Raw genomic sequence first — 13153 nt, 5'->3', positions numbered from 1 at the left:
ATGTTGATATGCATTTCAAGTCAAGGACCGGATCTTGACAGCCAGGTGGACCCCAGGTTTGGCCGGGCCGCCCAGTTTATCATTGCGGACACGGAAACCGGAGAAGCCAAGGCCGTCGATAACAAGCAAAACCTGCAGGCGGCTCAAGGCGCCGGAATCCAGGCCGCTATGACGGTGGCCAATGCAGGCGCCAAGGCCCTGCTGACAGGCCATTGCGGCCCCAAAGCCTATGTGACGCTCAACAAGGCGGGCATAGAAGTTTATACGGGATGCAACGGAACCGTGGCCCAGGCCATTGAAGATTACAAAGCCGGCAAACTGCAGAAAGCTGCGGGCGCAGACGTGGAGGGACACTGGTAGTGCGTATTGCAATCGCATCCGGAAAAGGAGGCACCGGTAAGACGACTGCCGCAGTAGCCCTGGCCAGGGTGATGGGGTCGTGCGTTCTGGTGGATTGCGACGTGGAAGCGCCCAATGCGCATCTGTTTCTCAATCCCGAGGTTCAAAATACCCAGGACGCCTACGTCATGATCCCGGAAGTGGACGACGGCAAATGCACGGGCTGCGGAGAATGCTCCCGGGTTTGCCAGTTCAACGCCCTGGCCGTTTTGGGCAAAAGCGTTCTTGTCTTCAACGAGTTGTGCCATGGATGCGGAGGGTGCGTGCTCGCCTGTGAGCCAAAGGCCATTACCGAAGGCGGGCGCCTGATTGGAACCATGCAATGGGGCAAGGCGGGCGATTTGGATTTTTACGACGCCAAGCTCCGCATTGGAGAGCCCATGAGCCCTCCGCTGATAAAAGCGTTGAAGCATCAGGCGGAATTATCCGAGGCGGAAAATACGATTCTGGACTGCCCTCCGGGAACCACCTGCCCCATGGTGGAAGCCGTGGGCGGAGCGGATTATTGCATCCTGGTGACCGAGCCCACGCCGTTCGGCCTGCACGACCTGAACATGGCGTACCAGACCGTCCAGGAGTTGGGCATCCCCGCCGGCGTCATACTCAATCGGGCCGGCATGGGGGACGACTGCATCCAGAATTACTGCAAGGCCAACGGCATTCCCATATTGTTGGAGATTCCCCATAGCCGGGAGATCGCCGAAGGCTACGCGGCCGGCAAGGACATTTTATCGTCCATGCCTTCTTTGGAAGACGGGTTTAAAAAAGTAATCAATACAATTAGTGAAGGATTGAATAATGGCTGAAACCGGCAAGGCCAAGACCATAACCATTATCAGCGGCAAGGGCGGCACGGGCAAAACTTCAGTGACCGCGGCGTTTGCAAGCCTTGCCGCTCCGGTGGTTGTAGCGGATTGCGACGTGGACGCGGCCAACCTGCACCTTTTGCTTTCCCCTGAAGTGGAGAAATCCGTAGATTTTTACGCCATGCCCATCGCCCGGATCAATCAGGATCTATGCGTAGGGTGCGGCCTGTGCAACGATTTGTGCCGGTACGAGGCGATCGTGGTCCAGGATGACAACTATTCCGTGGATCCCCTGGCTTGCGAAGCCTGCCTGGTTTGCAAGGAACACTGTCCGGAGCAGGCCATCGGCACGGTGGAGCGTCAGGCCGGGTACTGGTTTTTGTCCCAGGCGAGGACGGGCCCCATGGTGCACGCCAGTTTGGGCATCGCCCAGGAAAACTCGGGCAAGCTGGTGACCGAAGTGCGGAAAGCCGCCGCCGAAGTTGCGGAAAAGGAAAAGCTGGGCCTGGTTCTGGTGGACGGGCCTCCCGGCATTGGCTGTGCGGTCATGGCGTCTTTGACGGGAGCGGATTTGGTGATCGCCGTCACCGAGGCCACCCAGTCCGGCCTGAAAGATCTGATTCGAGTAAATGACTTATGCAATCACTTTAAGATTCCCATCCACATCATAGTCAATAAATGCGATTTGAATCCCGAAGTGACCCAGGCGGTCAGAAAGTGGGCCCAGGAAGCCGAGGCCCCCATAATCGGCGAAATCCCCTATGACACGGATTTCACCAAGGCCATGATAGAGGCCAAAACCATTGTGGAATATAAGTCCAGCCGGATAGGCGATGAATTGAAAAGCATCTGGAACACGGTTCTGGAAACCATGAAATCCATTGTCTGATCCCAAAATAAACCCAAGGAGGAACGACAGAAATGAAAATTGCCATACCATCGGCCCAGGGAAAACTTTGTATGCATTTTGGGCATTGCGAGGTCTTTGCCTTTGTGGAAGTAGACCCGGAAGCCAAGAAAATTTTGGGCACGGAATTCCTCACTCCGCCCCCGCATGAGCCCGGCGTGCTGCCCCCCTGGGTGGCGGAACAGGGCGCCAAGCTGGTTATCGCCGGCGGCATGGGCGGAAGAGCCATCCAGCTTTTTCAGCAGGCGGGCGTTCAGGTGATCACCGGCGCTCCGGCCGATGAGCCCGAATCCGTGGTCATGAATTATCTTAACGCTGCGCTGATCACCGGCGAAAATGCCTGCGGCCACGGGCCGGATCATGTGTGCGATCACTAAAGGATTGGCATAAAGAGGGAATATTCAACCCAACGGCTTAAGGGAGATTGGAAATAGACCTCCAATGGATTTACCTGCAAGCCGGATGTCCGCAGAGAAAGAGGGAAACATGGAAAAAGTTTTGATCATTGGCTGCCAAAGGGCCATGGACGATGTTTGCATTGCCTGCAGCCGCTGTTTGGTGGGCTTCAACCGTAAGGCCGGAGAGTTTGAAAAGTACAAGGACCAGGACGTGGAATTGATCGGTTTACTGGGCTGCGGCGGCTGCCCGGGCGCCGCCATAGTCACCCGGATGGCCCAATTCAAGCTGTGGAACGCCCCCATGGAGGAAAAACCCACCAAGGTGCATATTGCGCCCTGCATCGTGGACCACTGCCCCCATAAGGATGTCCTGATCAAAAAGATCAAGGCCAAAGCGGGCGTGGAGGTTATTGAAGGAACCCATCCGTACAAACCGGATAACATATACGCCTAACGGCGTCAGCAGAATGCTTTAAGTTTTCGGGGAGCGGCCGGATCGCTTTTAACCACTTGTCTCCCGGCGATCATCCTGTCCAAGGCGAGGCCGCTCCCCGAGATAATTTTTCTTGCAGCTAGGTTGGGGGTTATGATGGAAAAGCAACCCATCCCCGAAACAGACGAAGGCGGCTTCGATCCCGGCATGATGGAAACGGCTGGCTATTCGGCCAAGGCTATAAGATTTTGTAATGAGCAACCCAACCGGGGCGTTCTTTCGGACGCCGACCAGGTATCGGAAGTGGCGGGCCCATGCGGCGACAGCATAACGGTTTACCTTCGCATCCGCGAGGGTAAAGTGGATCGGGCCAAGGCCCTGGTGTCCGGCTGCCCCGGAGCGGTGGCCTCGGCCATGGCGGCGATGGAGCTTGCCAAGGGAAAGACCCTCACAGAAGCGTTGGCCATTGAAGAAAAAGACATTGTAAGAATGCTGGAATACCTGCCGGACGAAAAGCAGGACTGCATCCAGCTAAGCGCCAAGGCATTGCACAAGGCCGTAGAGGAATACGTTGTCGGCGGGCCTTCGTTTAAAAAGCGGGAGTAAGGGAATGAAAACGTCACGCGGGGCTGCAAACGATTTAAGCCCGGAAGAAGATCCCGTTCCTTCACATAAAGAGAAGCTGGATTTTACAAGGGCCCGGGAAATATGCAACCGCATATTCGAGGAGTTCGGCCAGGAAGAGGTTGTGGTGGTGGATGGAGCGTTCCGCATTGTGGACGCCAGCAGCCTCCCTTTGGAAAAGTACGGTCTGACCAGAAGGCAAGCCATTGGCAGAAGATGCCATGAAATCTTTCATCATCAAAAAACCTACAACGAGGACACGCGATACACCTGCCCTCTTGCTGAAGTCAAAAGAACCGGTAAGCCCCATCGTTGCGTGCATATTCATTTGGATAAAGAGGGCCGCAAGCTGATTCATTCCATTTCATCCTATCCTGTTTTCGAGGGGGAAGAAGTGGCCGGAATGGTGCAGTTCCTGCGGGACATCACCTGGGAAACCAATCTGCAAAAGCATTTTGGAGACCAGGAAAAGCTGGCGGCTATAGGCAGATTGGCCGCGGGAGTGGCCCATGAAATCAACAATCCCCTGACGACCATCCTGACCAGCGCCATGCTCATTCAGGAGGATATTCCGGCCCATAATCCCGAGCACGAGGAACTGGCGCTCATTGCCAAGGAGGCGCTGCGGTGCCGCAACATCGTCAGCAACCTCCTGGATTTTGCGCGGCAGTCCGAGCCTTGCAAGTCGGATCAGGACGTGAACGACATTGTGGCCGAGGCGGCGGCCTTGGTCAGGAAGCCTGCGAATTTTAAAGACATCCGCCTGACATGCGATCTTCATGAGCGGGAAATCAAGGCGCACTGCGACAAAGCGCAGATCCTGCAATGCCTGGTCAATCTGGCGCTTAACGCCATTGACGCCACCGAGCCGGGCGGGACCATTACCTTTGAAACCAAACTCCTGCCCGAAGGAAACTGGATGGAAATATCGGTGGCGGACACGGGGCCGGGGCTGCCGGAAAACATCGTTGATAAAATATTTGAACCGTTTTTCACCACCAAGCCCACGGGAACCGGGCTCGGCTTATCAATCACTCATGGGTTCGTTCGCCAGCATCGGGGATTCATCAGCGTGGAAAACCGGGCGGACAGCGGCGCAGCCTTTACAATCCGACTGCCCGTGCGCGGCGCAAAGGCCCCGGTTGTCTCATTGAAAAAAATTTTAAGCGTACCGTAAAATGGCATTCCGACCTTGCTAACGGGGAGGAGCAAAAGCCCGGCCGTTAATCCGGCATGGCTTGTACGCGAGGGGTTCCGGGAGCCCGAAAGGGTTCCCGGGTTTTAAAAAAGAAGCAAGTGCAAAAGGTAAAAAAGTAGAGAGGGAAAGGCCTTGGTTCAGGAGGCCTTTCCCCCATGCCTTTGCTCCAGTGGTCAGAAAAGGACAGGGCTGTAAGCGGCATTTGGAGACGTTGATGCCGCTTAACCGCCCTGTCCTCTCACGCCGCGACAGGGAGGGTCGTTTGGAGCAAGCGCCAACCCAAAACGTGGTTCAGGGCGTTTTGGGTGTGAAGAGGCGGGTTGCAGGGCGTATAAGCCCTGCAACCTTTTTTTATGCATAGTCAGTCGCCTGACAGCCCTCTATACCATAAAGTGGGCTTTGCGCTGCTTGTGGATCATGTTGACCTTTCCTTCAGAGGCCATTTCCATAAGCATCTCGGCGATGTAATCCTTGTCCGCATCCAGATGGACGGCCAGGTCCTTGATGGTCTGTGGTTCGCCCTGAGCTTTGAGAGCTCTGGTAAGACGGGTTTGGGCGAATTCTTCCGCCAGGACTCCTGCAAATTCCTGATCGTATTCCAAAGCATGCCGTTGGGCGCCGCGGTATACGCTTTCCCACGGCCTGCGGAGGGCGGCGGAAAGCAGCAGGCGCACCCTGGAGTTTTTGGTCGTATCGTAGATGGCGTGCAGCTTTTCCAGGTTCTGGGGCGACCTTTCAATGGGCTCCATTCCGGCGATGATTTCCGTGTAACCTTCGACTGTTTTGACAAAGCCTTCGGGATTGTTGAAGTCCGCATGGGCCAGGGCTATGCGTTTTCTGTCGAAGCCGGCGAGGGCAAGCAGCTTTTTCAGCATGTTCACCCTGCTCCAGCCATGGTCCACGCCGTAGGAATGATGGCATTCCTCAGGCACGCAGCCGAAAAGGATGACGCCGTTGGCGCCGTCCAGCAGAGCCTTGGCCATGACCGTTGCATCAATCTGCCCCACGCAGGGCACGTAGATCATGTGCAGGCGGGGATCCATTGCAAGCCCGGATTTGGCCACGTTGTCCGCTGCGGCGTATCCGCCCCAGGTGCAGCCGAAAGCCGCCACTTCGCCGGGGGCCAGTTCCTTGGCCAGAGCGCCGGCCGCCGCTTCACGCTGAATTGTGGAGGCGTTCTGCAGGTACATGGCTTGCTCGGGGCAGGCTGCCGCGCCTGTTCCGCCGCCGGTGCAGATCAAGGGATCGACGGCTCTTCCGAAGGCGCCGCCGATGCCTTCCACCACCTGGATGGCGCCGCACTCGCACAGCTCTTCGCACTGTCCGCAGCCGATGCATTTTTCCAGGTCGATGACGCTGACGATGGCGGGGGAGAACAGCTTGCCGTCCTTGGAAAGGTCAATGGTTTCGGCGACCTTGATAGCCGCCCTTCTGCCCTGTGCCAAAGCCTGGCTCAAGTCGCAGGGATAGGCGGCGGAGCCGGCCAGGATGGCTTCCTTGCGTCCTACGTTTTCCGGCCTGACCTGGGCATGGTAAGCCCGCAGGAACCGGCCTTCCTTATGGTCCAGGTTCAAGAGGGAGGCCACGTCTATGGCGTGTCTGCCGACCACGCGGACGGGGGACAGAATAAGCTGATCCCAGGGGAGCTCCCGTTCCAGACCGTCATCCTTCACCAGATAGGTCAGGTTCCGCGCCTGGACCGTGGGGCAGATTTTGCCGTCGTACGCCACCCATTGGATGCCCAGTTTTCGGGAAATGCGGCGTTCTTCCGCAGACAGAGGCAGGGGCGTGTCCTGGTTATGGAATATGGTGACGTTGCACTTGTCGGAGCGTTCCACCATAGCCCGGCCCAAAGACCAGGCGCCGCGCATGGAGAGATGAGCGAATTCAGGGGTTCCGGCTTCCACGTCGTTGATCCAGAAGACCACATTGCCTTTGTAAGGGCCTACCGTCCAAAGGTGTTCGTCCGCCTCGGACTGGCAGATCACCGAATCGCCGTTATGGCCGAATTCCGGTCCGGGGCTTTCCATCTCGCCGTCCAGACAAGCCATGATCAAACCGGCTTCCACGGCGATGGGCGCTCCGCCTTCAGGATTTTCAAAGCTGACGGAGTAGTTTCCGGTCTTTCCGTTTTTGGCGATGGGATCTCCCACCGTGATTCTTTGGACCAGGGGGCTTTCCTCCACGGCTTTCATGATATTGCGCACCCGGCCGAAATTCTGGCGTTCTCCGGGATACCTTTCATGAAGCAGGCGGATTTCCTCTTCATCATCCAGGGAAAGGGCCATGATGCTTTCCACGCCGTGGCGAGCGAACTGCTGGGCCGCAGCATAGGTGGCGATGCCGTCGCCCATGATCAGCACAGGCTTTTCAATGGAGATCTGGAACCGGAGGCCCGGAACCATGGCGGCCAGGTCGGCCACGGAGCTCCTGATGAGCTTGACGCCTTTTTCGGCCCTTTGGGCGGGCTCCAGGCCGGGATGGACCAGCGCCACGTGATCGCGCAGGTTGACCATGGCGATCTGGCCCACGTCCAGTCCGGAATCCTTCATTTCGTTTTCAAATTTTTTCATCATGAGGCGGCGAGAGCAGCCGGCAATGACGATACGATCCAGGCCTGCATCTGCAATGGCCTTTTTGATGCCGGCTATGCCGGGTTTAAGACACGGATAGGGCATGGTTTTGCAAAAAGCCACATCAGGGGTTTCCACAACCTTTTGAGCCAGAAGCCCCATGTCCACGTTGCCTTTGATCTTGTCTCCGCATTCGCAGAGAAAGACGCCTACTTTGGGTGCAGTACTCATAACATACCTCCTTGCCGGCCATTATGCGGCGTTGGTTTGGTTCTCTTCCATCTTCCCGCGCACCAGATCAATTCGCCTGGCCATAGCGCCGGTGGGGCACACTGACACGCAAGAGCCGCAAGCCACGCATGCTTCGTTCGGTTTCATAAACGGAGAGCCGATTCTTTTGTAGACGCCGCGGCTTTGGGTGGCGATGGCGTGAACCCCCACAACCTCCGCACAAACCCGAGTGCACAGACCGCACATGATGCAGTCCTGTTCAGGGTCCTTTATGGCAAACCGGGTGGATGTGACGCCGTATTTGGCGGCCATGTCCCGGATTTCCTGACTTGCCGGACATTCGGAAAGAAGCATTTCGAAAATCCAGCGGCGCACATTGGTGATCCGCTCGGATTCGGTATACACATTCAGGCCGTCTTTGGCGGGATACACGCAGGAGGCGACTAATTTGGTCCAGTCTCCTTCGCGCAATTCCACCATGCACAGGCGGCACGCGCCGCTGGCCTGCACGGCTTCGTGAAAACACAGGGTGGGAATTTCGATGCCGTACTCTCTGGCGGTTTCCAAAACCGTCCAGCCGGGTTCGGCCTCAACATCTATGTCATTTATTCTGAATTTCAGCATGATATTCGTCTCCTCCCTTAGGACACCAGCACTGCGTTGAACTTGCAGGTTTCCTCGCAGATGCCGCAGCGGATGCAAGCGTCTGTGTCGATGGTATGGGGTTCCTTTTTCTCGCCCGTGATGGCGTTGTTGGGGCATTGCTTGGCGCAGGCGCCGCATCCTGTACAGGCGTCCGGATCAATGGAGTAGGTGATGAGGTCTTTGCAGACTCCGGCCGGGCATTTTTGATCCTTGATGTGAGCCAGGTACTCGTCCTTGAAAAAGTGCAGGGTCGTGAGCACCGGATTGGGAGCGCTGGTTCCCAAGGCGCACAAGGCGCCGTCCTGAATGGATGTGGCCAGGGACATCAGGTCTTCAATGTCCTGCTCGCTGCCGCATCCTTTGGAGAAGTCGTCCAGGATCTCGCGCATGCGGGTAAGGCCCAGCCTGCAGGGGTTGCATTTTCCGCAGGATTCCTCTTCCAGGAATTTGAGGAAGTAGCGGGCCACGTCCACCACGCAGTCGCGCTTATCCATGACGATCATGCCGCCGGAGCCCATCATGGAGCCCAGCTTGGTCAGGCTGTCGTAATCCACGGGCGCATCTTTGTGCTTGTACGGGATGCAGCCGCCGGAAGGACCGCCGGTCTGGACGGCTTTGAATTCGCCGCCGCCGGGGATGCCGCCGCCGATATCCTCGATGATGGTGGACAGGGAGGTTCCCAGGGGAACCTCGACCAGGCCCACGTTGTTTACCTTGCCCACCAGGGAGAAAACCTTGGTGCCGGTGTTGTTGGGGGAGCCTATGCTGGCGTACCACTCCGCGCCTTTGTCGATGATCTTGGGAATGTTCGCCCAGGTTTCCACGTTGTTCAAAACCGTGGGGCAGCCCCAGAGGCCTTCCTCCACGCTGCGGACGTATTTGGGCCTGGGCTCGCCGGCCTTGCCCTCAATGGAGGTGAACAGAGCCGTGGACTCGCCGCAGACGAAGGCGCCTGCGCCCCGGTTGATCTGGGCGTCAAAGCAAAAGCCGGTGTTAAGAATGTTGTCGCCCAGGAGGCCCAGTTCCCTGGCGGCCGCCATGGCCATTTCCAAATGCTGGATAGCCAGAGGATATTCGGCCCGGACGTACATGTAGCCTTTTTCGGATCCCATGGCGTAAGCGCCCAGGATCAGGCCTTCCAGCACGGCATGGGGGTCGCCTTCCATCACGCTGCCGTCCATGAAGGCGCCGGGGTCGCCTTCGTCGCCGTTAACCACCACGTAAAGAGGCTGATTTTTCCGCTCTTTGGCCTGCACCGCGCCGCGCCATTTGCGTCCCGCGGGGAAGCCTGCGCCGCCGCGGCCCCTGATGCCGGATTTTTCCACTTCTTCCAGAACCTGTTCCGGAGTCATGGTGGTGAGAGCCTTGGCCAGGGCCTGATATCCGCCCACGGCGATGTAGTCATAGATGTCAGTGGGGTCGATGGTTCCGATGTTCTTCAGAACGTTGCGAGTCTGGAGATTGTAAAAAGGAATCTCATCCATGGTCTGGAGAGGCTCCCCAGTGTTCACGTCCTTGTACAGCAGGCGTTCCACCGGCTTGCCGTTTTTCACCGTTTGCTCCACGATGTCCTCAACGTCCTTGGGGCTGACCCTTTCATAAAAGATCCCCTGGGGCATAATGGTGACCAAAGGCCCCCGGGAGCAAAACCCCTGGCAGCCGGTCGTCTTAACGCCGGGCATGACTTTGGCTTCAATATCCGTCTCGCCCAGGACCTTTTTAAAAGCCCGGGTTACAGCAGGGCTTCCGCTAACCAGGCACCCAGTCCCGTGGCAAACCACGATCTGGACCTGATTGGGATCCTGCCTCATCTGGATCTCGCGACGGAGCTGCACCAGGTCGTCGGAGGACTCCAGGCGTTTCGCGTCTATTTTCTCAGCTAAATTTGCAATTCCCATATTATTGGCCTCCTGCTACGACCTATTCGTTGTCTGTGATCGTTTTCAGCGTTTTCTGGATCTTCTTGGCGGTCACCTTGGGCACGTACTCCTTGTCCACCACAACAACCGGGGCAAGAGCGCAGGCGCCCAAACAGTTCACGGTTTCCAGGGTGTACCGCATGTCCTCCGTGGTTGCTCCGGCATGGACGTTCAGACGCCGTTCCAGTTCATCGACGATTCTCGGTCCGCCTTTTAAATGGCACGCCGTGCCAAGGCATACGTGAATTTCATGTTCGCCGACAGGCTCCAGGCGGAAAGACTTGTAAAAGGTCGCCATGGAGTAGGCGTGCGTCAGAGGCACCCCTACGTGGTCGCAGGCGGCCTGCATGTTTTCCAAAGAAATGTAGCCAAAGGCTTCTTGGATATCTTGGAGAATAAACACCATGGACTCCTGAACTCCCGGGTAGTGATCAATGATCGATTCTATGTCTACGGTTTGTTGCATGTTCCCTCCTTATATGTCGCTTTTTTAAAGCATCTTTGGGGGCGGCCCGCCGGATCCGGCGCCGGTCCCTTTTTCGTCTTGCGACCTACTATAAGGCAAGGACCGGGCCAACTTGAATAACAACTTGTTTTTAAAGGAATAATTTACACAACAGGCGGTTAAGGCGATCCCTGCAACACCCAGGAGGCCGGAAATTGTTTCAGCTTGCGTGTGACTTTCCATTTGATTTTGACTATAACATATTAATATTATGCAATTTATTAAATATGAAACATAATATGAAACAGATTTGAAACACTCCCGGCGATTGAGCCAAAATAAATATTTTATCAATAAAATCAAATAAATATATTGAATACCTCTTTTGAAACACGGGTGAAACATTTTAGGAAAGAAGCCTTTGCAGAAAGGCCGCCTTCTGGTACTATGAAGCATTATAAATCGCCGGTGTTTCAGGCATGGAATCCAGGACGCAGAATCATTCATGAGAAGACAGGAAATCGAAGGACAGCTTGCAATGTACGCCGGGGACGGAGTTGTGGCCCTGGATAAGGAATTAACGGTGATGGGATGCTCCCGCACAGCCCGCCGGCTGTTGGGGAGAGGCATCAGGCCCGGCGTTCCTTTTCCGCTGGAAGGAGTCATGAAAGGGCTCAGCCTGACTCAGGCGAAAGACGCCATGCACACGGCCATCACCCGGGGCGCTCCCAGGACCGGCGTTCGCGGTCAGATGATCGACGGCGAGGGCAAGCGGTTTTCGTGCTTATACTCGGTCCATCCCCTTTTGGGGCACACCGCCAAAGTGATCGGCGTCATCCTGGTTTTCCGGGAAGTGAAATACTTCGCCGATGCCACCGAGGAGGACAATTCCCTTGCGAGTTCCCCCTCTTCGTTGGGGGCGGTGTTCGACAGCCTGCCCGAGGGGGTTTTCACCATAGACACCAACTGGCGCATCACCTCCTTCAACCAGGCGGCGGAGCAAATGACGGGGTTTTCCCGCAAAGAGGCCTTGGGCAAGCAATGCCGGGACATTTTTCGCTCCGACTTGTGTGAACGGGGCTGCCCCATGCGTCAGGCCATTGAGTCCGGATCCGCCAAGATGGATCAGGACGTGCGCATTCTGGACAAGGGAGGCGCCAAGCTGAACCTTTTGGTCAATGTGAGCGTGCTTCGCAACACGGACGGCCAGTTGGTGGGCGCCGTGGAGACCTTTCGCTGTCTGACGGACGAGTATCACCTGCCCAGTTTGGCGGACAAAACCGGGCTGTTCCAGGGCATTGTGGGCCAAAGCAATGTCATGCGCAGGCTTTTTCAGATGCTGCCGGACGTTGCGGCCAGCGAGGCCAGCGTACTGCTTACGGGGGAGTCGGGGACCGGCAAGGAAATTTTCGCCAGGGCCATCCATTCCCTGTCTCCGTCGTCCAAAGGCCCCTTTGTGGCGGTGAACTGTTCAGCCATCGCCGAATCCCTGATAGAAGCGGAATTTTTCGGCCATGAAAAAGGCTCGTTCACCGGCGCCGACCAATCCCGGGCGGGGCGGTTCGAGGTGGCCAAGGGGGGCACGATTTTTTTGGACGAGGTGGCCGAACTCAGGCCCGAGCACCAGGTCAAACTGCTGCGGGTCCTGGAGCAAAAGATGTTTGAGCGGGTCGGCGGAACAAAAACCATTCCCATGGAAGCGCGGGTCATCAGCGCCACCAACCTGGACATCACGGCCATGCTGGAGGAAAGAACCTTCCGGGAGGACCTGTACTACCGTTTGCGCACCGTGCCCATGCACCTGCCCCCCTTGAGGGAGCGGGTGGAGGACATCCCGCTATTGGTGCAACATTTCATTCGGATGTTCAACAAAAAACACCACAAGGAAGTGCGGGCCTTGGACCCCAAGGTGCTTAATTTTTTTATGGAGTACCACTGGCCGGGCAACGTGCGCGAACTGGAACGGGTCATGGAATACGCCTATGTGTTCGTAAAAGGCCCCGTGATCATGATGAAGCATTTACCCACCATCGAGGAATTTGCAGCCAAACGAAAAAGCGGCATTCCCCAGGAAATTGATGACGAGGCTTCGGAGCGCAGGGCCATTTTACGGGCTTTGGAAAAGGCCGGGGGCAAGCGTCAGGAGGCGGCGAATCTGCTGGGCATGAGCCGCACCAGTTTGTGGCGGAGGATGAAAAGCCTTGGCATGTGCTAACTGATTCTGTGTAACTAATGTTAGTCAATTATGCAAAGACGTCCCCAAAAATTGTATGGCGGCGATGAGCTTTGGGTCCAGCATCTGCCGGACGATGGTCAGGCTCAGGGCCGAGCTTTGCACGCAATACTTGTCCAACTCGGGAAAATACACCGCCGCAAGATGGTTGCGGATGCGGACCTTCAGTCCATGCTCCAGCTTTTTGAGCTTGATCTTCAAGGAGGTGAGATCCTGGAGTTCCCGCACTTCCGGGCCAGGATAGTCGTAAAACAGGAATTTGCCCTGGGAAACCAGGTCCGCCACATTGGCTGCGTCCTTGACGTCGTTCTTATCCCACCGGCCGTCCAGAAGCTCCCGGTT

At 56.6% G+C, this 13153-nt stretch carries 12 protein-coding genes and 1 pseudogene; 8 read left to right on the top strand and 5 right to left on the bottom strand.

Annotated elements, in window-relative coordinates; genetic code table 11:
- From BUE18_RS23100 to BUE18_RS23070, 7 genes are all read left to right on the top strand, one after another.
- Complete coding sequence (locus BUE18_RS23100) at positions 1–360, top strand: NifB/NifX family molybdenum-iron cluster-binding protein (RefSeq protein ID WP_073478525.1); 360 nt, start codon at positions 1–3, stop codon at positions 358–360.
- The gene (locus BUE18_RS23095) at positions 360–1205 is read left to right on the top strand and encodes an ATP-binding protein (RefSeq protein WP_073478524.1); all 846 of its coding nucleotides are present in this window, start codon (positions 360–362) and stop codon (positions 1203–1205) included. The genes BUE18_RS23100 and BUE18_RS23095 overlap by 1 nt, the downstream gene beginning before the upstream one ends.
- Positions 1198–2094 carry an ATP-binding protein gene (locus BUE18_RS23090; protein WP_073478523.1) on the top strand — a complete coding sequence of 299 codons (897 nt, stop codon included), beginning with the start codon at positions 1198–1200 and terminating at the stop codon, positions 2092–2094. Before BUE18_RS23095 ends, BUE18_RS23090 begins: the two co-directional genes overlap by 8 nt.
- Positions 2095–2126: 32 nt before the next feature.
- Positions 2127–2489: a NifB/NifX family molybdenum-iron cluster-binding protein gene (locus tag BUE18_RS23085; protein ID WP_073478522.1), complete on the top strand. Its 363-nt coding sequence runs from the start codon at positions 2127–2129 to the stop codon at positions 2487–2489.
- A gap of 109 nt (positions 2490–2598) precedes the next feature.
- Positions 2599–2964 (top strand): CGGC domain-containing protein, encoded by a 366-nt coding sequence (locus BUE18_RS23080; protein WP_073478554.1) that lies wholly within the window; start codon positions 2599–2601, stop codon positions 2962–2964.
- Positions 2965–3096: 132 nt separating this feature from the next.
- Positions 3097–3549, top strand: a complete 453-nt coding sequence (locus BUE18_RS23075) for an iron-sulfur cluster assembly scaffold protein (protein ID WP_244549369.1) — start codon at positions 3097–3099, stop codon at positions 3547–3549.
- Positions 3550–3553: 4 nt separating this feature from the next.
- The gene (locus BUE18_RS23070; RefSeq protein WP_073478520.1) at positions 3554–4744 is read left to right on the top strand and encodes a two-component system sensor histidine kinase NtrB; all 1191 of its coding nucleotides are present in this window, start codon (positions 3554–3556) and stop codon (positions 4742–4744) included.
- A 401-nt stretch (positions 4745–5145) separates the two neighbouring features.
- On the opposite strand, the gene BUE18_RS23065 is transcribed toward BUE18_RS23070, so the two are convergent.
- The 4 genes from BUE18_RS23065 to nuoE are packed head-to-tail and all read right to left on the bottom strand — an operon-like array spanning position 5146 to position 10599.
- Positions 5146–7569: a hydrogenase iron-sulfur subunit gene (locus BUE18_RS23065; protein WP_073478519.1), complete on the bottom strand. Its 2424-nt coding sequence runs from the start codon at positions 7567–7569 to the stop codon at positions 5146–5148.
- A gap of 21 nt (positions 7570–7590) precedes the next feature.
- Positions 7591–8193, bottom strand: a complete 603-nt coding sequence (locus BUE18_RS23060; protein ID WP_073478518.1) for a 2Fe-2S iron-sulfur cluster-binding protein — start codon at positions 8191–8193, stop codon at positions 7591–7593.
- Positions 8194–8210: 17 nt separating this feature from the next.
- Positions 8211–10112, bottom strand: coding sequence for an NADH-ubiquinone oxidoreductase-F iron-sulfur binding region domain-containing protein (locus BUE18_RS23055; protein WP_015947039.1), 1902 nt, complete (start codon positions 10110–10112; stop codon positions 8211–8213).
- 22 nt (positions 10113–10134) lie between these two features.
- On the bottom strand, positions 10135–10599 hold the full coding sequence (nuoE, locus tag BUE18_RS23050; RefSeq protein ID WP_015947040.1) for an NADH-quinone oxidoreductase subunit NuoE: 465 nt from the start codon (positions 10597–10599) through the stop codon (positions 10135–10137).
- 484 nt (positions 10600–11083) lie between these two features.
- Here nuoE and BUE18_RS23045 point away from each other — a divergent pair, with 484 nt between their 5' ends.
- On the top strand, positions 11084–12793 hold the full coding sequence (locus BUE18_RS23045; RefSeq protein ID WP_244549368.1) for a sigma 54-interacting transcriptional regulator: 1710 nt from the start codon (positions 11084–11086) through the stop codon (positions 12791–12793).
- 24 nt (positions 12794–12817) lie between these two features.
- On the opposite strand, the pseudogene BUE18_RS23040 reads toward BUE18_RS23045, so the two are convergent.
- Positions 12818–13153, bottom strand: a pseudogene (locus tag BUE18_RS23040) (IS110 family transposase); the annotation flags it as partial.

Origin of the sequence: Desulfatibacillum alkenivorans DSM 16219 (assembly GCF_900142135.1) — a bacterium.
Classification (GTDB): Bacteria; Desulfobacterota; Desulfobacteria; order Desulfobacterales; family Desulfatibacillaceae; genus Desulfatibacillum; species Desulfatibacillum alkenivorans.
The sequence above is the reverse complement of the archived record's forward strand: the minus strand, read 5'-3'. Positions and strand labels throughout refer to the sequence as shown.